The sequence below is a fragment of the Nitratireductor aestuarii genome, from assembly GCF_014641695.1.
Classification (GTDB): domain Bacteria; phylum Pseudomonadota; class Alphaproteobacteria; order Rhizobiales; family Rhizobiaceae; genus Chelativorans; species Chelativorans aestuarii.
The window spans coordinates 160,794-185,382 of record NZ_BMIF01000003.1 but is presented as its reverse complement, the minus strand read 5'-3'; the positions used below and the strand labels follow the sequence as shown (position 1 = coordinate 185,382).

The 24,589-nt window shown below is 61.3% G+C and carries 21 protein-coding genes; 9 read left to right on the top strand and 12 right to left on the bottom strand.

The features are described 5' to 3' along the window. Positions 1-47 precede the first annotated feature (47 nt). A complete protein-coding gene (locus IEX27_RS06990; RefSeq protein ID WP_188720232.1) occupies positions 48-1,769 on the top strand; it encodes a SulP family inorganic anion transporter in 1,722 nt (573 codons plus the stop codon). Here IEX27_RS06990 and IEX27_RS06985 read toward each other — a convergent pair. From IEX27_RS06985 to IEX27_RS06965, 5 genes are all read right to left on the bottom strand, one after another. Next, on the bottom strand, positions 1,739-2,389 hold the full coding sequence (locus IEX27_RS06985) for a septation protein A (protein ID WP_188720231.1): 651 nt from the start codon (positions 2,387-2,389) through the stop codon (positions 1,739-1,741). The two genes, IEX27_RS06990 and IEX27_RS06985, sit on opposite strands and share 31 nt — an antisense overlap. Beyond that, positions 2,390-3,685 (bottom strand): signal recognition particle-docking protein FtsY, encoded by a 1,296-nt coding sequence (ftsY, locus tag IEX27_RS06980; protein WP_188720230.1) that lies wholly within the window; start codon positions 3,683-3,685, stop codon positions 2,390-2,392. Positions 3,686-3,697: 12 nt separating this feature from the next. Beyond that, positions 3,698-4,975, bottom strand: coding sequence for a tRNA (N(6)-L-threonylcarbamoyladenosine(37)-C(2))-methylthiotransferase MtaB (gene mtaB, locus IEX27_RS06975; protein WP_188720229.1), 1,278 nt, complete (start codon positions 4,973-4,975; stop codon positions 3,698-3,700). Further along, positions 4,975-5,856 (bottom strand): diaminopimelate epimerase, encoded by an 882-nt coding sequence (dapF, locus tag IEX27_RS06970; protein ID WP_188720228.1) that lies wholly within the window; start codon positions 5,854-5,856, stop codon positions 4,975-4,977. Before dapF ends, mtaB begins: the two co-directional genes overlap by 1 nt. Positions 5,857-5,930: 74 nt before the next feature. Beyond that, positions 5,931-6,092, bottom strand: a complete 162-nt coding sequence (locus tag IEX27_RS06965; RefSeq protein WP_188720227.1) for a DUF1328 family protein — start codon at positions 6,090-6,092, stop codon at positions 5,931-5,933. 184 nt (positions 6,093-6,276) lie between these two features. Between IEX27_RS06965 and IEX27_RS06960 the strand changes: the two genes are divergently transcribed. The 8 genes from IEX27_RS06960 to lpdA all read left to right on the top strand — a co-directional run bounded on the left by IEX27_RS06960 (position 6,277) and on the right by lpdA (position 17,570). Next, positions 6,277-6,813, top strand: a complete 537-nt coding sequence (locus IEX27_RS06960) for an AprI/Inh family metalloprotease inhibitor (protein WP_188720226.1) — start codon at positions 6,277-6,279, stop codon at positions 6,811-6,813. Between the two features lie 190 nt (positions 6,814-7,003). Beyond that, entirely contained in the window at positions 7,004-8,176 is a 1,173-nt protein-coding gene (gene zapE / locus IEX27_RS06955; protein WP_188720225.1) for a cell division protein ZapE, read from the top strand. A 248-nt stretch (positions 8,177-8,424) separates the two neighbouring features. Next, positions 8,425-9,390 (top strand): malate dehydrogenase, encoded by a 966-nt coding sequence (mdh, locus tag IEX27_RS06950; protein ID WP_188720224.1) that lies wholly within the window; start codon positions 8,425-8,427, stop codon positions 9,388-9,390. Between the two features lie 12 nt (positions 9,391-9,402). Continuing rightward, positions 9,403-10,596 (top strand): ADP-forming succinate--CoA ligase subunit beta, encoded by a 1,194-nt coding sequence (gene sucC / locus IEX27_RS06945; protein WP_188720223.1) that lies wholly within the window; start codon positions 9,403-9,405, stop codon positions 10,594-10,596. Between the two features lie 105 nt (positions 10,597-10,701). Next, positions 10,702-11,604, top strand: a complete 903-nt coding sequence (sucD, locus tag IEX27_RS06940) for a succinate--CoA ligase subunit alpha (protein ID WP_188720222.1) — start codon at positions 10,702-10,704, stop codon at positions 11,602-11,604. A gap of 152 nt (positions 11,605-11,756) precedes the next feature. Beyond that, on the top strand, positions 11,757-14,738 hold the full coding sequence (locus tag IEX27_RS06935) for a 2-oxoglutarate dehydrogenase E1 component (protein ID WP_188720221.1): 2,982 nt from the start codon (positions 11,757-11,759) through the stop codon (positions 14,736-14,738). A gap of 31 nt (positions 14,739-14,769) precedes the next feature. After that, the gene (gene odhB / locus IEX27_RS06930; RefSeq protein WP_188720220.1) at positions 14,770-16,029 is read left to right on the top strand and encodes a 2-oxoglutarate dehydrogenase complex dihydrolipoyllysine-residue succinyltransferase; all 1,260 of its coding nucleotides are present in this window, start codon (positions 14,770-14,772) and stop codon (positions 16,027-16,029) included. 128 nt (positions 16,030-16,157) lie between these two features. Next, complete coding sequence (gene lpdA, locus IEX27_RS06925; RefSeq protein WP_188720219.1) at positions 16,158-17,570, top strand: dihydrolipoyl dehydrogenase; 1,413 nt, start codon at positions 16,158-16,160, stop codon at positions 17,568-17,570. A 76-nt stretch (positions 17,571-17,646) separates the two neighbouring features. Here the strand turns inward: lpdA and IEX27_RS06920 are convergent, their stop codons facing one another. The 7 genes from IEX27_RS06920 to IEX27_RS06890 all read right to left on the bottom strand — a co-directional run bounded on the left by IEX27_RS06920 (position 17,647) and on the right by IEX27_RS06890 (position 24,544). Beyond that, positions 17,647-18,057 (bottom strand): hypothetical protein, encoded by a 411-nt coding sequence (locus IEX27_RS06920; RefSeq protein ID WP_188720218.1) that lies wholly within the window; start codon positions 18,055-18,057, stop codon positions 17,647-17,649. Between the two features lie 79 nt (positions 18,058-18,136). Next, positions 18,137-19,168 (bottom strand): TraB/GumN family protein, encoded by a 1,032-nt coding sequence (locus tag IEX27_RS06915; RefSeq protein ID WP_188720217.1) that lies wholly within the window; start codon positions 19,166-19,168, stop codon positions 18,137-18,139. Continuing rightward, on the bottom strand, positions 19,149-20,090 hold the full coding sequence (locus IEX27_RS06910; protein WP_188720216.1) for a tyrosine recombinase XerC: 942 nt from the start codon (positions 20,088-20,090) through the stop codon (positions 19,149-19,151). The genes IEX27_RS06915 and IEX27_RS06910 overlap by 20 nt, the downstream gene beginning before the upstream one ends. A gap of 63 nt (positions 20,091-20,153) precedes the next feature. After that, positions 20,154-21,965, bottom strand: coding sequence for an ABC-F family ATP-binding cassette domain-containing protein (locus IEX27_RS06905; RefSeq protein WP_188720215.1), 1,812 nt, complete (start codon positions 21,963-21,965; stop codon positions 20,154-20,156). A gap of 1 nt (position 21,966) precedes the next feature. After that, complete coding sequence (locus tag IEX27_RS06900) at positions 21,967-22,617, bottom strand: thiamine diphosphokinase (RefSeq protein WP_188720214.1); 651 nt, start codon at positions 22,615-22,617, stop codon at positions 21,967-21,969. A 57-nt stretch (positions 22,618-22,674) separates the two neighbouring features. Beyond that, on the bottom strand, positions 22,675-23,898 hold the full coding sequence (locus IEX27_RS06895; RefSeq protein ID WP_188720213.1) for an argininosuccinate synthase: 1,224 nt from the start codon (positions 23,896-23,898) through the stop codon (positions 22,675-22,677). 145 nt (positions 23,899-24,043) lie between these two features. After that, positions 24,044-24,544, bottom strand: a complete 501-nt coding sequence (locus IEX27_RS06890) for an invasion associated locus B family protein (RefSeq protein ID WP_188720212.1) — start codon at positions 24,542-24,544, stop codon at positions 24,044-24,046. Positions 24,545-24,589: the final 45 nt, after the last annotated feature.

Below are 24,589 nucleotides of genomic sequence, written 5' to 3'. Positions count from 1 at the left end.
GGACAGGCTGCTGTCATGCAACCGGCCCCGCGAATTTGGGGCGAAGCATGGTAGCGCGTACGCAGAACGCAGGTTTCATTGAACTTTTCACACCCAAGCTGATCACGGTTTTCCGCGAAGGCTATAACCTCGACAAGCTGAGGGCCGATGCCATTGCCGGTCTGACCGTCGCGATCATCGCGCTACCGCTTTCCATGGCAATCGCCATCGCTTCGGGCGTCTCACCGGAGCGCGGTCTCTACACCTCCATCGTTGGCGGCTTCCTCGTCTCCGCCCTCGGCGGCAGCCGCTTCCAGATCGGCGGCCCGGCTGGCGCGTTCATCGTGCTGGTGCTGGCAACCACGCAAGCTTACGGCGTAGAGGGCCTGATCCTCGCCACCTTCCTTTCCGGACTGATGCTGATGGCGGTCGGCCTGCTGAGACTCGGGACCTTCATCAAGTACATTCCCTACCCCGTCACGGTCGGCTTCACCTCAGGCATCGCGGTCATCATCTTCTCGAGCCAGCTGAAGGATTTCTTCGGACTGACCCTGTCGGAGCCCGAACCGGGACCGCTCCTGCCGAAGCTTCAAGCGCTGGGCGCAGCGATGCCGACGATGAATATTCCGACGGTCACACTCGCCGTACTGGCGGCAGCAGTGATCCTCATCCTGCGCAAGTACAAGCCGCACTGGCCGGGCCTGCTAATTGCAGTCGCTGGTGCAACGCTCGCAGCCTGGGCGCTCAATCTGCCGGTCGAAACCATCGGTACGCGCTTTGGCGGCATCCCGCAGGCGTTCCCGGTGCCGCACCTGCCAAACCTCTCGATGGAGAAGGTCGTGGAAGTTCTGCCCGCCGCAATGTCCTTCACGCTGCTTGGCGCAATCGAAAGCCTGCTTTCGGCTGTGGTTGCAGACTCGATGAGCGGCGGGCGGCATCGCTCCAACTGCGAGCTGGTGGCTCAGGGTGTGGCGAACGTGGGCTCCGCCCTGTTTGGTGGCTTCTGCGTGACCGGCACGATTGCGCGTACAGCTTCCAACATTCGCGCTGGCGCGCGGGGTCCGGTCTCCGGCATGCTGCATTCGCTGTTCCTGCTGGCCTTCATGCTGCTGGCAGCGCCGCTTGCTTTCTACATTCCGCTGGCTGCACTTGCCGCCATCCTGGTTGTGGTCTCGTGGAATATGGCAGAACGCCACCAGTTCGCCGCGCTCGTGCGCAGCTCCAAGGGCGATGCAGCAGTCGTCATCATCACATTCCTGCTGGTGATTTTCCGCGATCTTACCGAAGGCATCGTGATCGGCTTTGCGCTGAGCGCGCTTCTATTCCTGCACCGCATGTCCACCTCTGTTTCGGTGGAGAGCGACGCCCAACCGCTGATCCCCGCAGATGAGGCCGACGAGCTTGGCAATGGGCACCAGCGCTATTCGAAGGACATGCGCACGGACGACAACATCGTCATCTACAAGATTTCGGGCGCGTTCTTCTTCGGCGCAGCAGCCAGCATCGGCAATGTAATGGATCGGATCGGCACCGCGCCAAAAGCCTATGTGGTTGATCTCTCAGAGGCGAGCCTGCTCGACTCCACGGGCGCTTCGACCATCCGGGGATTTGTCACCAAGGCAGCGCGTCAGGGCGCAAAGGTCTATCTGGTCGGCGCTTCAGGCCAGGCCAAGCGGCTTCTGCACATCCAGGAAGTGCGCGAGCCGGAAGTGAGCTTCAATGCCACTGTCGCCAACGCCATTGAAGCTGCGCGTAAAGATCAGGACTTGAACTTGTCGTCGGTCGAATGACGCATGATGAGGGGCATCTGGCTCATGGTGAACAGCACCGTGATCGGCATGATGCCCCAGACCTTGAAGGCCACCCAGGCGTTCGTGGAGAACATGCGCCAGACCACTTCATTGGCGATCGCCAGGAAGATGAAGAACAGGCCCCAGCGGAGGGTAAGCTTGCGCCAGCCCTCCTCATCCAGCTTGAAGGCTGAATCAAACACATAGCCCAGCAGCGACTTGCCAAAGAGCAGTCCGCCCAGAAGCACCGCCGCAAAGAGCGAATTGACGATGGTGGGCTTCATCTTGATGAAGGTCTCGTCTTGCAGGAAGAGCGTCAGCGCACCGAAGACGAAGACGACCGCGCCGGAGACTAGCGGCATGATCGGGATGGTGCGCGTGAGGATCCACGAGGCCAGCAGCGCAATCGCCGTCGCCACCATGAAGAGGGCCGTGGCGACAAAGAGTGGACCACCGAGCGAAGCGAGAGCGGGGAACTTCCCGACGATCCATTCGCCGCGAGAGTTGGCGAAGAAGAAGACGAGCAGCGGCCCGAGTTCCAGCGCCAGTTTCAGGAGCGGGTTGATCTCCTGCCGATTGGGGTCAGAAGGCTCACGCTCAAGAACTGTCTTGTCCGTCATTCACGCTACTCCTGCGATCGCCTTGGCGAAATCGCCAGCCGAGAAAGGTTCCAGATCATCAATGCCTTCGCCAACCCCGATGAAATAGACGGGGAGCTTGTGCTTGGCCGCGATGGCGACAAGGATGCCGCCGCGCGCGGTGCCGTCCAGCTTGGTCATGACCAGACCGGAGACCCCAGCAACGTTGCGGAAGATTTCGACCTGATTAAGGGCGTTTTGTCCGGTCGTCGCATCAAGGGTCTGGAGAACCGTGTGCGGCGCTTCCGGATCGTGCTTGCCGAGGACGCGGACGACCTTTTCCAGCTCCGCCATCAGCTCGGCCTTGTTCTGCAGGCGACCAGCTGTATCGATGATGAGCACGTCAGAACCTGCCGCCTTGGCCCGCTCATAGGCATCGTAGGCGAGACCGGCGGCGTCCGCGCCGAGCTTGGAGGAAACCACCTCGGAGCCGGTGCGCTCGCCCCAGATCTTGAGCTGCTCGATTGCAGCCGCGCGGAACGTGTCGCCAGCCGCCAGCATGACCTTGAGGCCGCCAGCTGAAAGTTTTGCGGCAAGCTTGCCGATCGTCGTGGTCTTGCCGGTGCCGTTGACGCCAACAACGAGAACGACGTGCGGCTTGTGCGAGAGGTCGAGCTCCAGTGGCTTTGCGACAGGCGCCAGCACCTTCTCGATCTCGGTCGCCATGATGGTCTGCACCTCGGCACCCGAAATGTCCTTGCCGAAGCGGCCAGAGGCCAGCGTGTCGGTGATCCGCAGCGCAGTTTCCATGCCGAGGTCGGCGCGCAGGAGCACGTCTTCCAGCTCTTCAAGTGTGTCTTCATCAAGCTTGCGCTTCAGGAAGATGCCGGCAATGTTCTCGCGCAGCTCGCGGGATGAGCGTGACAGACCTTCACGCAGCCGCTGGAACCACGGCTTGCGCGGTTCTTCGGCGGGTGCAGCGGGGATATCTTCCTCGACCTTCTGAGCAACAGTTTCAGACACCACAATCCGCGCAGCAGGCGCAACAACGGGCTCTGGCTCTGGCTCTGGCTCTGGCTCTGGCTCTGGCTCTGGCTCTGGCTCTGGCTCTGGCTCTGGCTCTGGCTCTGGAGCGAGGGCTTCGGATGCAGGTTCCTCAGTCAAGTCTTCCGGAGCAGATGCCGGTTCAGCGTCCGAGGTCGGCTCGGGCTGGGCAGCAACCTCTTCGGCAGGCGCAACGGCTGCGTCTTCCGTGTTGTCGGTCGTCTCCGGAACGTCCTGCTTTTCAGGTTCCGACTTGCCGAACGAAAAAACCTTCTTGATGAAGCCGAGTGCCATTAACCCCTACCTTCAAGCGGCCTGATGGAGCGCAGCGACTAGGCGCTCACCATCATGGCCTGCAATATGTGCGTCGATGATCTCGCCCGGGGTGCCCATCGGCACCGTCGCCAGGGTGAAACCTTCCGTGCGGCCGAGACCTTCCTTTTCCACGAGGATGCGCTGACGCGTTCCCGTGAGCAAGGCCAGGTGATTGCGATATGCCCGGTCACCCACCTCCCGAAGACGGCCAGCGCGTTCCTTTGCAACCTCACGCGAGACCTGCGGCATGCGGGCAGCAGGCGTTCCCTGGCGCGGGCTGTAGGGGAAGACGTGCAGATGCGTCAGGCCGCATTCATCCACGATGCGCAGCGAGTTCTGGAACATCTCTTCCGTCTCGGTCGGGAAACCGGCGATAATGTCCGCACCGAACACGACGTCGGGGCGCAGACGGCGGACTTCCTCGCAGAAGCGGATGGAATCAGAGCGCAGGTGACGGCGCTTCATGCGCTTCAGGATCATGTCGTCGCCCGCCTGGAGCGAGAGATGGAGATGCGGCATCAGCCGCTCTTCCTCTGCCAGTGCGGCCATGAGCTCAGCATCGGCCTCGATGGAGTCGATGGACGAGAGACGCAGGCGGCGCAGTTCAGGAATATTCTTCAGGATCGTGCGGACAAGCTTGCCGAGACGCGGGCTGCCGGGCAGGTCAGCACCGAAGCTGGTCAGGTCGACGCCGGTCAGGACCACCTCGGCATAACCGTTTTCGACCAGCTTGCGGACCTGATCCACCACCGCACCCATGGGCACGGAGCGCGAGTTACCTCGGCCGTAAGGAATGATGCAGAAGGTGCAGCGGTGGTCGCAGCCGTTCTGCACCTGCACGAAGGCGCGGGCCCTGCCCTCGATGGCCTCGACCATGTGGGAGGCCGTCTCGCGCACTTCCATGATGTCGTTGACGCGGACCTTCTCGAACTGGTTCACGCCGAATTCCGGCAGTGCGCGGTAGCTCTGAGCCTTCAACTTCTCCTCGTTCCCGAGAACGAGATCAACCTCATCCATGGCATCGAAGGTGCCAGGCTCCGTCTGCGCCGCGCAGCCAGTCACGATAATTCGAGCGTTCGGGTTTTCGCGGCGGGCCTTGCGGATCGCCTGGCGTGCCTGACGGACGGCTTCAGCCGTCACCGCGCAGGTGTTGACCACGATGGCGCCACCCTCGAGCGCATCGAGACCAGCCGCCCCCGCCTCGCGCTTTATTACCTCGGATTCGTAGGTGTTGAGGCGGCAGCCGAATGTCAGAACGTCTACAGCCATCAGGCGACGCCTTCCGTTTCCCGCTGCCAGTCTCCGGTCAGCGGGTCAAAGCGGCCAGCAAACTCCCATTCCGCCGGTCCGGTCATTATGACGTGGTCGTCCTCGCGCCAGTAGATCTCCAGATCCCCGCCCGGAAGGGTAACGGTGACGCGGCGGCCGGTGCGACCGGTACGAGCGGCAGAAACAGCCGTCGCGCAGGCTGCGGAACCGCAGGCCAGAGTCAGCCCCGCGCCGCGTTCCCATGTGCGCATGGTAAGCGTCTCGGGGCTCGTGACCTGAGCAATCGTGATGTTCGCCTTCTCCGGGAAGATCGGGTGATTTTCCAGCAGTGGGCCGAAGCGATCGAGCTCATATTCATTCACGTCGCCGTCGACCCAGAAGATCGCATGCGGATTGCCCATGGAAGCAACCGACGGGGAATGAACGATCGGCGCATCGATGGGGCCAACCTGCAACTCGATCCTGCTGGTGTCCGCAAATTCCTCGGCGAGCGGAATTTCCTTCCAGCCAAAGCGTGGCTTGCCCATGTCGACGGAGATGCGGCCATCCTCATGCTCTTCAGCCGTCAGGATGCCGGCCTTGGTCTCGAAGGTGAATGTCTTGCGGCCGGTTTCGGCTGCGAGCGCCTGAACAACGCAGCGGGTTCCGTTGCCACAGGCCTGCGCCTGCGTGCCATCGCAATTCAGGATCTCGATATAATTATCGGTGCCGCCGACGACGGGATCGTAGATCGCCATGATCTGGTCGAAGGTGGTGACTTGATCGGCAGCCAGCGCGCGCGCGGCATCCGGGGTCACGCGATCACTGCGTCCCCGCATGTCGGCAACGATGATAGCGTTGCCAAGACCATTCATTTTCGCAAAACGCGCCAATTCAGCCATGAACTCACCTGTCCCATAAGGGTATGGGGGCTATATGGCGGATGACGTGGAAAATTACCAGCGCCAGAATGGCTTCAGAAGATCGCAACCAAGCCCAAAACGACCAGCAGGAACAGAACCAGCATGATCGTGATCAGGATCTTCACGCCGGTCATCGCCGCGCCGGCGAGACTGTTCATGCCGAGCAGGCCTGCAATTGCCGCAATGATCAGAAGAATGAGAATCCACTTGATCATGAGGGGTACCTTTCACCAGCAATACAGCCTAACGCCATTGCAGGATCGGTGTTCCTTAACACATTGTAGAAAAACATTGGCTCTTGTAGAAGCGCGCCATTGGCCCTAACGAGTTGTATTCACCCTAGGTCTTCGACATAATCAGTGTCGGGGGCCATAGATCAGGACAGGTACGGAGAAACGGATGTTCAGTGCGAAGTCCGGAGTTTTTATTGTCTCGCTTCTCTCGCTCGCTCTGGCGGGTTGCGGGTCTTCTCGCTTTTCCCCGGCGCCGTCGGCGCCTCCGCCATTGACGCCCGCTCCGTCTGGCGCAATCAGCAACAGCCAGTTGCCGCCTCCATCCTCGCCGTCTGGCAACCCTTCCACCGCTTTCCCCCAGGCTCCCGCGCAGGGAACGGATGTCGCTGCACTTGATCCGAATGCCGGCGCCGCGCCTGAGGGTCCAGCCATCAGCGCCGGTGGTGTTGCCGGTGTGTGGAACGTAAACGTTGGTGGCGAGAGCTGCCGTGTGGCGACGCCGCAGACCAAGTTCGGTCAGGGCTACCGCGCCGGCCCGCTGCGCTGCCCCGCCCCGATCGATGGCGTGAAGTCGTGGAACGTGAGTGGCAGCCAGCTGACCTTCTACAACGAGAACGGCGAAGTACTCGCTCGGCTCTCCGGCGGCGGCCAGAACTTCAGCGGCTCGACCTCGACCGGCCAGCCGATCTCGCTCTCGCGCTAGGCCATCTTTCGCGTTCCGAGGATTGCTCCGGCGGTCCAGCTATTGATTTTGTGCAATTCCGGACGGAAAACCGCTATCCACTTTTACCGGGATTGCACTAACCAATCCGACTGAACGCTCAATTGCAGCGACAGGCAGCTTTTTCCGGACCGCTACCTGTCGTGATGCGCTGTTATTACGGAACTTGCCAATGCATGTGCGTGATGGCCTCGCCACGCATCTCACGGTCGCGCAACGATACGATCATCTGGTCGAGACGGGTGCTGTCAAACGGGATTCAGCTCAGGAAAGGGTCGTCAAAGAACTCGACCTGCTGATCGACCGGATCCAGGACAAGCGCATGGCGCGGAAATCCCGCGCGCTTGGGTGGCTTTTCGGCAAGGGCAAGAAAACCAGCGACCCGATCATGGGCCTCTACATCCACGGCGAAGTGGGCCGCGGAAAGTCCATGCTGATGGACATGTTTTTCGACATCGTTCCGGCCCGCGCCAAGCGGCGCGTCCACTTCAACGACTTCATGGCCAATGTCCATGACCGGATTTCCCGGCACCGTCAAGCTTTGAAAGACGGCAAGACCATGGAAACCGACCCTATTCCTCCTGTGGCGGCAGCCCTTGCCGAGGAGGCCTGGGTTCTCTGCTTCGATGAATTCACGGTGACGGACATTGCGGATGCAATGATCCTGTCGCGTCTGTTCTCCGCCCTGTTCGAGCACGGGGTTGTGCTGATCGCGACGTCCAACGTCGATCCGGAGCATCTCTACCGCGACGGCCTCAACCGCGGCCTCTTCCTTCCCTTCATTAAGCTCCTCAAGGAGCATGTGAAGGTGCTGAACCTGGTGGCCGACACGGACTACCGGATGGAGAAGCTCAACCGCCTTCCCGTCTACATGACGCCGCTCAGCCCCGAGACCGACCAGATGATGGACGAGGCATGGGACAGCGTGGTCGACGGCGGCAAGGTCGCCGAGGACCACGTCGAAGTCATGGGCCGCAAGATCCTCGTGCCCCGCGCATCGCGCAATGCCGCCCGCTTCACCTTTGCAGAACTCTGCGAAGCGCCTCTCGCCGCACGCGATTATCTGGCGCTTACCCAGCGCTACTCCACCCTCTTCATCGATCATGTTCCGGTCATGGACCTGCCGCAGCGCAATGCCGCCAAGCGGTTCATCCTGCTCATTGATGCCATGTACGAGGCAAAAACCCGCATTTTTGTTTCTGCTGGCGCTCGGCCGGAAGCGCTCTATCTAGCCACAACAGGCGTGGAAAGCTTCGAGTTTGCCCGCACCGTTTCACGCCTCACGGAGATGCAGAGTCGTGAATGGGCCGACCAGAGCGCTGCCGCAGCCATAACTGCTGGCTGAGTGATGAACGTCGTCATCACCATTTTCCAATAGGTGAATTTTGACGATATGCCCATAAAATTTTGACGTTCACGTAAGCCGCAGACGTTATAAACGATTGAAAAATTTAACGCCAAAATAATGCGTTGAATTTTTTGTCGCACGGGGCTATGCCACCATCCGAAACGGATAGACAGCCGTCTTTCCGCGCGCCGCAATTCAGCCGTGGTGTTTGTTACCGTCGGCATGTCGCTAGAGGATTCGACTTTATGGCTCGCAAGAAAATTGCTCTTATCGGTTCAGGCATGATCGGCGGCACGCTCGCCCATTTGGCTGGCCTCAAGGAACTGGGTGACGTCGTTCTGTTCGACATCGCCGAGGGAACGCCCCAGGGCAAGGGACTGGACATTGCCGAGTCCTCCCCGATCGACGGCTTCGACGCCAACTACCTCGGCGCAAACGACTACTCCGCCATCGAAGGCGCCGACGTCTGCATCGTGACCGCTGGCGTTCCGCGCAAGCCGGGCATGAGCCGTGACGACCTGCTGGGCATCAACCTCAAGGTCATGGAGCAGGTTGGCGCCGGTATCGCCAAGTACGCTCCGAACGCCTTCGTCATCTGCATCACCAATCCTCTCGATGCGATGGTCTGGGCTCTGCAGAAGTTCTCGGGCCTGCCGAAGACCCACGTCGTTGGCATGGCCGGCGTTCTGGACTCCGCACGTTTCCGCTACTTCCTGGCTGAAGAGTTCAACGTTTCCGTCAAGGACGTTACCGCTTTCGTGCTCGGCGGCCACGGCGACACCATGGTTCCGCTGACCCGCTACTCCACCGTTGCCGGCATCCCGCTCCCGGACCTCGTCAAGATGGGCTGGACCTCGCAGGAGAAGCTCGACCAGATCGTTCAGCGCACCCGCGACGGCGGCGCAGAGATCGTCGGCCTGCTGAAGACGGGTTCGGCCTACTACGCTCCGGCAGCCGCAGCCATCCTGATGGCTGAAAGCTTCCTCAAGGACCAGAAGCGCGTCCTGCCCTGCGCAGCGCACCTCGACGGCCAGTACGGCCTCAAGGACATCTACGTCGGCGTGCCGGTCGTCATGGGCGCGAATGGCGTCGAGCGCATCGTCGAGATCGACATGGACAAGAACGAACAGGCCATGTTCGACAACTCGGTTGCTGCAGTGGAAAGCCTCTGCACCGCTTGCGCCGAAATCGCCCCAAGCCTCAAGAACTAGGATTTCACCGGCATGAACATTCACGAGTATCAGGCCAAGCAGCTGCTCAAGGCCTACGGAGCACCGGTCGCTGAAGGCGTAGCCATCCTCAAGGCTGACGAGGCTGAGGCTGCGGCAAAGTCCCTCCCCGGTCCGCTTTACGTGGTCAAGAGCCAGATCCACGCTGGTGGCCGCGGCAAGGGCAAGTTCAAGGAACTCGGCCCGGACGCAAAGGGCGGCGTTCGCCTCGCCTTCAGCATTGAAGAAGCTGTTTCCCACTCCAAGGAAATGCTTGGCAACACCCTGGTGACCGCGCAGACCGGTCCTGAGGGCAAGCAGGTCAACCGTCTCTACATCGAAGACGGCGCCGACATTGATCGCGAGCTCTACCTGTCGATCCTGGTTGACCGCTCCGTCGGCCGTGTTGCTTTCGTGGTCTCCACCGAAGGCGGCATGGACATCGAGGCCGTGGCCGAGCATACGCCTGAGAAGATCCTGACCCTGCCGATCGACCCGGAAGCAGGTGTGACGGCTGAGGACGTAGCGAAGATCAACGCGTCGCTGAAGCTTGAAGGCGAAGCAGCCAAGGACGGCGAGACGCTGTTCCCGATCCTCTACAAGGCTTTTGTCGAGAAGGACATGAGCCTGCTCGAGATCAACCCGCTGATCGTCATGAAGAACGGCCGCCTGCGCGTCCTGGACGCCAAGGTTTCCTTCGACGGCAACGCCCTGTTCCGCCACGAGGACGTTCGCGCTCTGCGTGACACGACCGAGGAAGACGCCAAGGAAATCGAGGCTTCCAAGTGGGACCTCGCCTATGTGGCGCTCGACGGCAACATCGGCTGCATGGTCAACGGCGCAGGCCTTGCCATGGCGACGATGGACATCATCAAGCTCTACGGCGCAGAGCCGGCAAACTTCCTGGACGTTGGCGGCGGCGCCACCAAGGAGAAGGTGACGGCAGCGTTCAAGATCATCACTGCCGATCCGGCAGTGAAGGGCATCCTGGTCAACATCTTTGGCGGCATCATGCGCTGCGATGTTATCGCAGAGGGCGTAATCGCTGCTGTGAAGGAAGTTGGCCTGCAGGTTCCGCTGGTTGTTCGACTGGAAGGTACCAATGTCGAGCTGGGTAAGAAGATCATCAACGAAAGTGGCCTGAACGTCATTTCCGCAGACGATCTGGACGACGCAGCCCAGAAAATCGTCAAGGCTGTCAACGGCTAAGGACAAGAGCTGGCGCCAGGCTTCTTCCCAGAGACCAGGCGCCGCTTCCCACTGCCAGACCAGTCAACCTAGCCAGATCAGACAAATTTCAAAGGACCGGAAATAATGTCCATCCTTATCAACAAAGATACAAAGGTTCTTGTTCAGGGCCTTACCGGCAAGACCGGTACCTTCCACACCGAGCAGGCGCTGGCCTACTACGGCACCCAGATGGTCGGCGGCATTCATCCGTCCAAGGGTGGCGAGACGTGGACCGGCTCCAAGGGCGAAACCCTGCCGATCTTCGCTTCCGTCGCTGAAGGCAAGGAGCGCACCGGCGCCGACGCTTCGGTGATCTACGTTCCGCCAGCAGGTGCGGCAGCAGCCATCATCGAAGCCATTGAGGCAGAGATCCCGCTGATCGTCTGCATCACCGAAGGCATCCCGGTCGCGGACATGGTCAAGGTGAAGGCTCGCCTGGATCGCTCCAGCTCGCGCCTGATCGGCCCGAACTGCCCCGGCGTTCTGACCCCGAACGAGTGCAAGATCGGCATCATGCCGGGCAGCATCTTCAAGAAGGGTTCGGTGGGCGTTGTTTCGCGTTCCGGAACGCTTACATACGAGGCAGTTTTCCAGACCTCGAACGAAGGCCTTGGCCAGACCACCGCTGTCGGTATCGGCGGCGACCCGGTCAAGGGCACCGAGTTCATCGACGTGCTGGAGATGTTCCTCGCTGACGAAGAGACCAAGTCGATCATCATGATCGGCGAGATCGGCGGTTCGGCCGAGGAAGACGCAGCACAGTTCCTGCTCGATGAGGCAAAGCGCGGCCGCAAGAAGCCGATGGCTGGCTTCATTGCTGGACGTACGGCGCCGAAGGGCCGCACGATGGGCCATGCTGGCGCTGTCGTGTCGGGTGGCAAGGGCGACGCCGAGAGCAAGATCGCAGCGATGGAACGCGCGGGCATCCGCGTTTCCCCGTCGCCTGCACGTCTCGGAACAACCCTCGTCGAAGCAATCAAAGGCTAACAAACAAGACGATTAGGGTGGAACCAGCAGCACGGTTACGCATCTCGAAATTGGAAGCCTGCCCCGGCAATGCCCGGGCAGGTCTTACCATATCAGCGTGTCGTCTGCTTTACCGGCTAAGAGGAGACCGGGCATAGTCCCGGCTAGATAAAATGGCACGGCAAGATCAGGCCAACGAAGAATTCTCGGTTACGTCGTTCCTCTATGGTGGCAATGCCGCCTATATCGAGGAGCTGCATGCCGCTTACGAGAATGATCCAAATTCCGTAAGCGAAGACTGGCAGGCCTTTTTCAAGCAGCTCAAGGATGACGCTGAAGCCGTCAAGAAGAGCGCCGCCGGCGCCTCCTGGAAGAAGAAGAACTGGCCGGTTACCGCCAATGGCGAACTGATTTCAGCGCTCGATGGAAACTGGGGCGCGATTGAAACCCACATCAAGGGCAAGCTGGAAAAGAAGGCTCAGGCAGGCTCAGGCCAGACGGCCGAACAGATCCGCCAGGCCACGACCGACTCCGTCCACGCGATCATGATGATCCGCGCATACCGCATGCGTGGTCACCTGCACGCGAACCTGGACCCGCTCGGCCTCGCAAATCCCCTCGAGGATTACAACGAGCTTTCCCCGTCGGCCTACGGCTTCACGGAAGCCGATTTCGACCGTCCGATCTTCATCGACAACGTGCTGGGCCTGGAGTACGCCACCGTCCGCCAGATGCTCGACATCCTGAAGCGCACCTATTGCGGCACCATCGGCGTCGAATTCATGCACATCTCCAACCCGGAGGAAAAGGCATGGATCCAGGAACGCATCGAGGGTCCGGACAAGGGCGTGGAATTCACCCCGAACGGCAAGAAGGCAATCCTGCAGAAGCTGATCGAGGCCGAAGGCTTCGAGCAGTTCATCGACGTCAAGTACAAGGGCACCAAGCGCTTCGGTCTTGATGGTGGCGAGTCGCTGATCCCTGCTCTCGAGCAGATCATCAAGCGCGGCGGCCAGATGGGCCTGAAGGAAATCGTACTGGGCATGGCCCACCGCGGCCGCCTGAACGTGCTGAGCCAGGTGATGGCCAAGCCGCACCGCGCAATCTTCCACGAGTTCAAGGGCGGTTCGTTCGCTCCGGACGACGTCGAAGGTTCGGGCGACGTGAAGTACCACCTCGGTGCTTCGTCTGACCGTGAGTTCGACGGCAACAACGTCCACCTCTCGCTGACCGCCAACCCGTCGCACCTGGAAATCGTAAATCCGGTGGTAATGGGCAAGGCTCGCGCCAAGCAGGACCAGCTGTTCGGCCGCAAGCGGGAAGAGATCGTTCCAATTCAGGAACGCGCCAAGGTCATGCCGCTGCTCATCCACGGCGACGCCGCCTTCGCGGGCCAGGGCGTGGTTGCAGAGTGCCTTGGTCTCTCTGGCCTGCGCGGCCACCGCGTTGCGGGCACCGTGCACTTCATCATCAACAATCAGATCGGCTTCACGACGAACCCGTATTTCTCGCGTTCCTCGCCCTATCCGTCCGACGTTGCCAAGATGATCGAAGCGCCGATCTTCCACGTCAACGGCGACGATCCGGAAGCTGTTGTCTACGCTGCGAAGGTCGCGACCGAGTTCCGTCAGACCTTCCACAAGCCTGTCGTCATCGACATGTTCTGCTACCGCCGCTTCGGTCACAATGAAGGTGACGAGCCGGCGTTCACGCAGCCGATCATGTACCGCAAGATCCGCGCGCATCGCACGACCGCGCAGATCTACAGCGACAAGCTCATCCAGGAAGGCCTGATCACCCAGGCTGAAGTCGACCAGATGCGTGCCGACTGGCGTGCCAAGCTCGAAAACGAGTTCGAAGCCGGCCAGTCCTACAAGCCCAACAAGGCCGACTGGCTGGACGGCGCTTGGTCCGGCCTCCGCACGGCTGATGAAGCTGACGAGCAGCGCCGCGGCAAGACCGCCGTACCGCTGAAGACGCTGAAGCAGATCGGCAAGAAGCTGACGGAAGTGCCGGAAGGCTTCGAGCCGCACCGCACGATCACCCGCTTCCTGGAAAACCGCAAGCAGATGATCGAGACGGGCGAAGGCCTCGACTGGGCGACGGCCGAAGCACTCGCGTTCGGTTCGATCCTGCTCGACGGCAACCCGATCCGTCTCTCCGGTCAGGACTCCGAGCGCGGCACCTTCTCGCAGCGTCACTCGGTTCTCTACGACCAGAAGGACGAGAGCCGCCACATTCCGCTCAACAACCTCGGACCTCAGCAGGCCCACTACGAAGTCATCAACTCGATGCTTTCGGAAGAGGCAGTGCTTGGCTTCGAGTACGGGTTCTCGCTGTCCGAGCCCCGCGCGCTGACCATGTGGGAAGCCCAGTTCGGCGATTTCGCCAACGGTGCCCAGGTGGTGTTCGACCAGTTCATCTCTTCGGGTGAACGCAAGTGGCTGCGCATGTCCGGTCTCGTCTGCCTTCTGCCGCACGGCTACGAAGGTCAGGGTCCGGAGCACTCCTCGGCTCGTCTGGAGCGTTTCCTCCAGCTCTGCGCCGAAGACAACATGCAGGTCGCCAACGTCACCACGCCGGCGAACTACTTCCACATCCTGCGCCGTCAGATGAAGCGCGACTTCCGCAAGCCGCTGATCCTGATGACGCCGAAGTCGCTGCTGCGCCACAAGCGCGCCGTGTCGACACTGGCCGAGATGTCGGGTGAGTCCACGTTCCACCGCCTGCTGTGGGACGATGCGGAGTACCTGAAGGATCAGCCGATCAAGCTGCAGAAGGATGCCAAGATCCGTCGCGTCGTGATCTCTTCGGGCAAGGTCTACTACGACCTTTACGAAGAGCGCGAGAAGCGTGGCATCGACGACATCTACCTGCTGCGCGTCGAACAGCTCTATCCGTTCCCGGCCAAGGCGCTCATCAACGAGCTGTCGCGTTTCAAGAATGCGGAGATCGTCTGGTGCCAGGAAGAGCCCAAGAACATGGGTGCCTGGTCGTTCATCGAGCCTTACCTGGAATGGGTCCTGCAGCACATGGATGCCAAGCACAAGCGCGCCCGCTACGCAGGCCGCCCGGCTTCGGCTTCGCCTGCAACCGGCCTCATGTCCAAGCACCTCCAACAACTCGCCGCCCTGCTGGAAGACGCACTGGGCTGATTAACGAGACAGAGCGAACGGAAATTTCAATATGACAACCGAAATTCGCGTACCCACTCTGGGTGAATCCGTATCCGAAGCCACCATTGGCCGCTGGTACAAGAAGGTGGGCGATGCGATCGCCGTTGACGAGCCGCTGGTCGAGCTGGAAACCGACAAGGTGACCGTTGAAATACCGGCCCCTGCAGCAGGCGTGCTGCAGGAGATCGTTGCCAAGGAAGGCGACACCGTTGGCGTCAGCGCTCTTCTGGGCATGATCGGTGAAGGTGCTGGCGCTGCTGCTGCCAAGCCCGCTGCCGTTGCACAGGCTGCAGGTGCTGCTGGTGCAAGCACCACCGCCGAAGCCGCCGAGAAGACCGCCGACATCGCCGGCGAAGGCCCAGTTGAGACGCGCAACCGTCCGCCTGCTCCGTCGGCGGCCAAGCTGCTCGCCGAGAACAACCTCGCCGCTGGCCAGGTTTCCGGTTCCGGCAAGGACGGTCAGGTGCTCAAGGGTGACGTACTGGCAGCCGTTGCACGCGGCACGACCGCTGCTCCGGCGCCGGCTCCAGCTCCGCAGGTTGCCCGCGCTCCGTCCGCTCCGGCAGACGAGGTTCGCGAGGAGCGGGTGAAGATGACCCGTCTGCGCCAGACCATCGCGCGCCGCCTCAAGGACGCTCAGCAGACCGCAGCCATGCTCACCACCTTCAACGAAGTGGACATGACGGCTGTCATGGAGCTGCGCAAGAAGTACAAGGACCTGTTCGAGAAGAAGCACGGCGTGAAGCTTGGCTTCATGGGCTTCTTCACCAAGGCGGCCTGCCACGCGCTGAAGGAAATCCCGGCTGTTAACGCCGAGATCGACGGCACCGACCTCGTCTACAAGAACTACTGCCACGTCGGCGTTGCCGTCGGCACGGACAAGGGCCTGGTGGTTCCGGTCGTTCGCGATGCTGACCAGATGTCGATCGCGGAGATCGAGAAGGAAATCGGCCGCCTCGGTGCTGCTGCCCGCGACGGCAAGCTCTCCATGGCTGACATGCAGGGCGGTACGTTCACCATCTCCAACGGTGGCGTGTACGGCTCGCTGATGTCGACTCCGATCCTGAACGCACCGCAGTCCGGCATCCTCGGCATGCACAAGATCCAGGAGCGTCCGATGGTCGTCGGCGGTCAGATCGTCATCCGCCCGATGATGTACCTGGCGCTCTCCTACGATCACCGCATCGTCGACGGCAAGGAAGCCGTGACCTTCCTCGTCCGCATCAAGGACGTGCTCGAGGACCCAGAGCGTCTGGTTCTGGACCTCTAATTTAAGCGACCGGGACGGCTTCGCCTGCTTCTTCCCCATAGAGGGAATTGCGGATGAAGCCTCCCGGTAGATTATTTTCCAGTTCAGCAGCGATGTTAGCGCTGCCCCAAGACAGGCAGGAAAGAACCATGCCAGAGCAATTCGACGTCGTTGTAATCGGAACCGGCCCTGGCGGCTATGTATGCGCCATCAAGGCAGCACAGCTCGGCCTCAAGACTGCAGTGGTGGAGAAGCTGCCGAACCACGGCGGCACCTGCGTCAATGTCGGCTGCATCCCTTCCAAGGCCCTGCTGCACGCAACTGAAATGTATGCTGAGGCACAGCATTCCTTCGACAAGCTCGGCATCGAGGTGAGCGGCGTTTCCGTCAACCTTGAGAAGCTGATGGCACATCGCGCCCAGACGGTCGATCAGAACGTCAAGGGTCTCGACTTCCTGATGAAGAAGAACAAGATCGCGATCTTCCGCGGCACCGGTCGCATTGCTGCCGCTGGCAAGGTCGTTGTGACGGCTGAGGATGGCGCCGAGCAGACGGTCGAGACGAAGAACATCGTCATCGCCACCGGTTCGGAAGTTGCCGGCATCCCCGGCGTGAACGTCGAGTTCGACGAGAAGGTCATCGTTTCCTCCACCGGCGCACTGGTGCTGGACAAGGTTCCAGGCAAGCTCGTCGTCGTTGGCGGTGGTGTGATTGGCCTTGAGCTCGGTTCGGTCTGGGCACGTCTCGGTGCTGAAGTGACGGTTGTCGAGTACCTCGACAATATCCTCGGCGGCATGGACGGCGAGATCGCCAAGCAGTTCCAGCGTCTGCTTGCCAAGCAGGGCTTCACCTTCAAGCTCGGCGCGAAGGTCACGGCCGTTCAGCGCAGCGAGAACGGCGCTTCCGTCAGCTTCGAGCCTGCCAAGGGCGGCGATAGCGAAACGATCGAAGCAGACGTCGTTCTGGTGTCCACGGGCCGCAAGCCCTACACGGCAGGTCTGGGTCTTCAGGAAGCCGGTATCGAGGTTGATGAGCGCGGCCGCGTGAAGGTCGACGGACATCTGCGCACCAACGTGCCGGGCGTCTACGCCATCGGTGACGTCGTTGTCGGCCCGATGCTCGCGCACAAGGCCGAGGAAGAAGGCGTTGCCGTTGCCGAGATCATCGCCGGTCAGGCTGGCCATGTGAACTACAACGTCATTCCGGGCGTCGTCTACACGAGCCCCGAGGTTGCTTCCGTCGGCAAGACCGAGGAAGAGCTGAAGAAGGCAGGCGTTGAGTACAACGTCGGCAAGTTCCCCTTCAGCGCCAACGGTCGCGCCCGTTCGATGCTGCAGACGGATGGTCTGGTGAAGGTTCTCGCCGACAAGCAGACCGATCAGGTTCTGGGCGTTCACATCCTCGGCTTCGGCGCAGGCGAGATGATCCACGAAGCAGCCGTTCTCATGGAGTTCGGTGGTTCTTCCGAGGACCTGGCCCGCACCTGCCACGCTCACCCGACCATGTCGGAAGCTGTCAAGGAAGCGGCACTCGCAGCTTTCGCGAAGCCGATCCATTCTTAAGCAAGTCCAATTATCGGATATGTAAATGGCCGCGGGAGACCGCGGCCATTTTCTTTTGAGACTTCTCTCGCAAGCCTTACTGTGCAGGTGCTGGCGTCGTCGTTGAACCACCGTCTGCAGGAGGCGTGGTGGTGGTGTCCGGCGTTGCCGGAGGTGTCGTGGTGTCCGGCGCAGGCGTGGTCGGAGCCGGAGCGGTATCGGTCGCCGGCGGAGCCGGTGTTGCGTCGGGTGCAGCTGGTGTCGTCGTCTCAGGCGCCACGGTCGTCGTGGTGTCGGGCGAGTCGTTGCTGCTGAACATCGCGCCACCGCCAAAGACGAGGAACAGGATAACAAGGATCGCTGCCACTACGGCTGCGATAACGAGAGAACCACTGCCGCCAGAGCGAACGACGGTCTGATTGGCTGCCGGCTGTGGTTGAGCGCCGAGCGGAGCGCCCGGATCGCGCGGATCACGCGGTGGTTCACGGGTGGGATCGTAGTTCGTCATAGAACAGGTTCTCCATTCATCATGCCCGCTAGAACGTCGAGCACGCGTATAGAGTTCCGTTATTGTCCAATTACGCGCTTCAGTAGGCCTTCTCGACCGTCCATCCAGCGACCCGGAACAGCTCGATCAGGCCTTCGGAACCGGGCAGATGGAGGGCGCCGACAGCGATGAATGCCCCGCCTTCGTTCAGGTATTTCTGCGCGCGCGCGGCCATCAGGTGGTTGCGCTTCAGGACCACCCGCTCCTCGAATTCGGCATAATCCGCTACCTCCTCGCTGTCATGGGGAACAAGCTCGAGGACAGCGGGTGTGAACATGCCTGTCTCGCCCGAGACATAGAGGTTGACCAGCGTTTCCATGACGTCGTTGATCCGGTCGCCCATGGCGGCGGTGCTGAGCAGCGCCCGCATCTGGATCTCAGTCGAGAAGGAATTGAGTGCCTCGAACTGCTCGCCGAGCGTTTCCAGCCCGCCTACGGTCTTGCCGGCCTCCCTCGCCCGCTGTGCGAGGTCGACGTCGAGGATCTTTGCGCCAGCGGCCTGACGCTTTGACTCGCAGTCGGGCTGCGACGCCATGGAGAGGATCATCCAGGGCTTCATGCGGATCACTGATTGCAGCGGCACGCCCTGGCTTTCAAGCCAGTTGCCAAGCTCCGTCTGCTCATCCTCGGTCAGGTGGTCCGTCAGCTTCTCACCTTCCGGGAACATGGTGAGGTCGGCTCGCTTGGCGAATTCGCGCATGACGATCGATCTGTCGAGTATGTCCGTTGTCTCGATCACGATCGTCTCGGAAGTATCGAAAGCTTTCTCCACCGGCTCCGGCAGGTTCACGATGCGCGTGTCGCTCATGTGCATCGTGCCGAAGAGATAGGAGGGTTTTGCGCCATCGCGCTCGATCTTCCAGAGGAGCCCCTGGCCGTTCGGCGTTTCCTTGGCTGCCTCGCGGATCGCTTCGTACTTCGCCGCGTCCTCTCGCTTGGCTTCCGCAATCAGGTTGGCACCGCAAGCATTGTCTTCCGCAGCGGCGGGGAGGCTGCCCAGTGCCACAAGCCCGCATAAGCCCAGCAGCGTCCTGCGGAACAGTCCTGATATATTACGCTCTCGGATGGGCACTCTGATATATCTCCATCAGCCGCGACGTATCGACCGCCGTATAGATCTGCGTTGTCGAAAGACTTGCGTGGCCAAGCAATTCCTGGATTGCACGCAGGTCACCACCCCGCGCCAAGAGATGCGTGGCGAAGGAATGGCGCAACGCATGTGGGGTCGCGGTATCCGGCAGATCAAGAGCCGAACGCATCTTCTTCATCTCGCGCTGGATTATGGCTGGTTGCAGGGCCCCGCCCTTGGCGCCGCGAAAAAGCGGCGTTGCCGGCTCTATATGCCACGGGCAGAGGCGCAGATATTCCTGCACCGCCTCATGGACAACCGGCAGCACAGGAACGAGCCGGGTCTTGTTGCCCTTGCCGGTGATGCGCAGCGACCCTTCCGTGATCGACGCGACATCCTCTCCCTTTAGCCCCAACGCCTCACTGATACGCAAGCCCGCTCCATAGAGCAGCACCAGAACCGCGGCGTTGCGCGCCGCAATCCACGGCTCCTCGGCAAGCTGTCCTTCGCCTGACGTTACGCGGAGAGCATCCTGCGCGGTGAGCGGTTTCGGCAGACTGCGACCAGCCTTGGGCGCGCGCATGGCGCCTGCACCGGCTGCGTTCGCAAGACCGCGACGTTCAAGAAAGCGCAGGAAAGAGCGGATACCCGCCAGCGAGCGGCCCAGCGAACGGGGGCCAGCGCCCTCATTGCGGCGATGGGCAAGGAAGCTGCGCAGATCCGCCGGGCGAAGCTCCGCAACATCGGAAATGCCGGGAGCGCCGCCGCAGTAGCCTGTCATGAACTGCAGGAACTGGCGGGTGTCGCGCTCGTAGGCTTCCAGCGTGTTGGCGGCGAGGCGGCGCTCATCCTGCAGGGAGGCCAGCCATTCGGCTCGGGCCTTCTGCAGATCAGGCTGGGCGGAAACCAGGAATTCTTGCGACATGTCTAACCTGCTTATGTTTCCAGAAATGGTAAGCCTTGCAGGTTAGAAAGCCGTGAATGTGGCTCAGGCCCCTTCGATCTCCTCGCGGAGCATTTCGAGTTCCAGCCATTCCTCTTCCATCTTCGCGAGATTTTCGCGAAGCTGTTCGAGTTCTGCACTCATCTTCTGGAAGCCATCGAAATCGCGCGAATAGAGCGCCGGATCCGAGAGCTTCTGCTCAAGGGTCGCGATCTTCTTCGTCGCTTCGTCGATCTGCTTGGGCAGGTTCTCAAGCGCAAACTTCTGCTTGTAGGAGAGCTTCTTGGAGGACTGTTTCGGCGCTTCCGAGGAACCGCCCTTGGCCGCACGCTCTTCCTGCGGGCGAGCCTTGCGGCGCTCCAGCTCCTGCCCCTTGCGCTGCGCCAGCATGTCGGAATAGCCGCCGGCATATTCCAGCCAGGTGCCATCGCCTTCCGGCGCAATGGTGCTTGTCACTGTGCGGTCAAGGAAGTCGCGGTCGTGGCTGACGAGGACGACGGTGCCCGGGAAATCCTCGACCAGCTCCTGCAGCAGATCCAGCGTTTCCATGTCGAGGTCATTGGTCGGCTCGTCGAGCACGAGGAAGTTCGCCGCACGCGACAGAAGGCGGGCGAGCACCAGTCGCGCCCGCTCACCGCCCGAAAGTTCACGCACCGGCGTGCGGGCCTGCTCGGGCTTGAACAGGAAGTCCTTCATGTAGGAGACGACGTGGCGCTCCTCGCCGTTGACGACGACGGTCTCACCGCGTCCGTCGGTCAGGAAGTGCGCCAGCGTCTCGTTAGGGTCGAGCGCTGCGCGATTCTGGTCCAGCGTTGCGATTTCCAGATTGGTGCCGAGACGCACCGAGCCGGTATCGGGCTCCAGCGCACCCGTCAGCATCTTGAGCAGCGTCGTCTTGCCCGCACCGTTTGCGCCGACGAGACCTATCCGGTCGCCGCGCTGGATGCGGATCGAGAAATCCTTCACGACCGGACGTTCGCCGAACGTCTTCGAGATGTTCTTCGCCTCAACGACCAGCTTGCCCGAAAGCGACGCGTCGCTTGCGGACATAGTCGCCGTGCCTTCGGCGCCGCGGAAATTACGGTGCTTCGCACGCAGGTCCTGCAGTTGGGCAAGACGACGGACGTTACGCTTGCGTCGCGCAGTCACGCCATAGCGGAGCCAGTGCTCTTCACGGACGATCTGGCGGGCGAGCTTCTGCTGCTCGCGCTCCTCCTCCTCCAGCACCTTGTCGCGCCAGTCCTCGAAATGGGCGAAGCCCTTGTCGAGACGGCGCGTGATGCCGCGATCAAGCCAGACGGTCGCCCGACTTACCTTTTCGAGGAAACGGCGGTCGTGCGAGATCATGACGAGCGCGGAAGGAGAGCGCTGCAGCTCGTCTTCCAGCCATTCGATGGCAGCGATGTCGAGGTGGTTGGTCGGCTCGTCGAGCAGCAGCAAATCCGGCTGGGGAGCCAGAACGCGGGCGAGTGCCGCGCGGCGGGCTTCGCCACCGGACAAGGACTCCGGCTTTTCCTCACCAGTCAGGCCCAGGTGATCCAGCACCATCGCGACGCGGTTGATGTCGTCTGCCGGACCAAGCCCCGCCTCCACATAAGCGCGGACGGTGGCGTAACCCTGCCAGTCCGGAGACTGCGCGAGGTAGCGGATCGTGGCGCTTGGCTGGCGGAAGATTTCGCCGTCCTGAGCCTCCGCCAGACCGGCTGCGATCTTGAGCAGCGTCGACTTGCCCGAACCATTCCGCCCGACAAGCGCAATCCGTTCGCCGGGGCTGACCGAAATCGCCGCGCCGCTCAGGAGAGGCGTGCCGCCGAAGGTCAGATGGATGTTATCAAGGTTCAGAAGGGGCGGCGCCAAATCAATCCTCGCGATTCGCAGCTTCTATGGTGACCAGAAGCAGAGCCCTGCCCTGCTTCAGTGAAATTTTCAACTCGCCGTCTACCACATTGGAAACGGTGAGAGATGATCCGAATGGAACCTCAACCGCATCGAGCGGCCATTTGGCGCCCTCAACGGTAAGCCCCGACAGCGCCGTGAATGGCAGAACGGAAAAGAGCGTTCCAGTCGGATAGTCGAAGGAATGGACCGGACCACAGGTGATCGGTCGTCCGACCTGATTGCCGCTCGTCAGAACGGTTAGAATGCCCGCTTCCCCAAGCTGGATGGCCTGCGTCAGATGCAGCAGTATGTGATCCTGCCGTGGGCCACCGAATGCGCCAACCAGCACCAGCGACGTGGCCCCGCGTGCCAGTGCGGTCTCGACGGCAAGCTCGCCGTCAGTCTTGTCCTTGTCCGAGGGATAGACTTCGCGCGGAATGCCGGGATAAGCCTCCCGCAGGAGGCGAGGCACGGAGTCGAAGTCGCCAAGCCACAGTTCCGGAGTCAGGCCGAGGGTTTCGGCATGGCCTATGCCTGAATCGGCGGCGATCACGCGCGCACCGGCAATTTCGGCGTCCAGTTCAGGCGTGCGTGTCACCGCACCACCGAGCAAAATGGCGAAACGGCTCATCAGGCAGCCTCTGGGTAAGAAAGGAGCCGATCTGCACCGGCCCCTTCATTCAGCAAATTATCCGCGACGGCGGCGGGCAGCGAGCGTGCGCAGACGCAGGGCGTTGAGGCGGATGAAGCCTTCAGCGTCCTTCTGGTCATAGGCGCCGCGGTCGTCCTCGAAGGTCACCAGCGCGTCGGAGTAGAGCGACTTGTCGGAGCGGCGGCCAGTGACGATGACGTTGCCCTTGTAGAGTTTGAGGCGAACTTCGCCCTCAACGTCGGCCTGGCTCTTGTCGATCAGCGCCTGCAGCATCTCACGCTCCGGCGAGAACCAGAAGCCGTTGTAGATCAGCTCGGCGTAGCGCGGCATCAGCTCATCCTTGAGGTGAGCGGCGCCACGGTCCAGCGTGATCGATTCGATTGCGCGGTGTGCCTGCAGCAGGATGGTGCCGCCCGGGGTCTCGTAGACGCCACGCGACTTCATGCCAACGAAGCGGTTCTCGACGAGATCCAGACGACCGATGCCGTTGTCTCGGCCAAGGTCATTCAGCGCCTTGAAAAGCGTTGCCGGCGACATTGCCTGACCGTTCAGAGCAACCGGGTCACCGTTCTTGAAGGTGATGGTGATGTCGGTCGGCTGGTCCGGTGCGTCCATCGGAGAAACCGTGCGCATGTGCACGTATTCCGGCGGCTGCTGCCACGGGTCTTCCAGAACCTTGCCCTCGGAGGAGGAGTGCAGCAGGTTGGCGTCGACGGAGAACGGCGCTTCGCCCTTCTTGTCCTTGGCAACCGGGATCTGGTGCTGTTCGGCGAAGTTGATCAGGTCGGTACGCGACTTGAAGGACCAGTCACGCCACGGAGCGATCACCTTGATGTCCGGGTTCAGCGCGTAGGCAGAAAGCTCAAAGCGAACCTGGTCGTTACCCTTCCCGGTCGCGCCGTGCGCGATCGCGTCGGCACCGGTCGCTTCGGCGATCTCGACAAGACGCTTGGAGATCAGCGGACGAGCAATCGACGTGCCGAGAAGGTAGAGACCTTCGTACTGCGCATTGGCGCGGAACATCGGGAAAACGAAGTCGCGGATGAATTCCTCGCGAACGTCCTCGATGTAGATTTCCTTGATGCCGAGCATCTCGGCCTTCTTGCGGGCCGGCTCGAGTTCCTCGCCCTGGCCGAGGTCGGCCGTGAAGGTTACAACTTCAGCACCGAGTTCGGTCTGGAGCCATTTCAGGATAATTGAGGTGTCGAGGCCGCCAGAATACGCCAGAACGACCTTCTTTACATCTTTGTGCTTGGACATAGTCTTTTCCAATGTCAGTGGCCGGAAACGGCCCGGCGCTGCGGGGGAACTATTAGCAGGAAACGACGAAGGGGCAAGCGCTGAGCGCTGCCCCTTTGCCTGAAACAGCCCTGCAAGCGGGCTGAAAACTACATTTCCGCGTTGTTTAGCGGCAGTTCTGCACTTCCGTCAGAGCAGCCGAAAGACCGCGCAGAGAGAAGGTGTAGCCCGTCTTGTTGCCACGGCCGGAGGTGGCTGACAGCTTCATGTCCGAACCAGCCTTCATCGCAGCGATGACCTGGCCTTCGTCAGCAGGATTCTCGAGCCAAGCCGAGCTACCCTGCACGAACAGCGAGTAGGACTTTCCGCCGATCGTCAGGATCGACTTGGAGCCTTCCTGCATGTTGTAGGAAGTCTTGAACTGGGGCTCGAAAGCGCCAGCCTGGCCCGGCTTCTGGCTGATGAAGAAGAAGATATCGCCGTGGTCGAGGCTTGCCGGCTCCTTCTCCTTCGCTACGGTCATTGCGTAGCAGGCTTTGCCCGAGCTTGTTTGATAACTGTAGGTACCCCAATCGCGATGCTGCCCCATCACCGTTGCTCGCGCGAACGCGGGACCAGCGGCTGCAACCGCGTAGAGAACTACCAGAGACGAAAAAATTCCACGCATTGACCTGACCCGTATCCTGTCTGCCATACGTTCTGAAGCACGTCA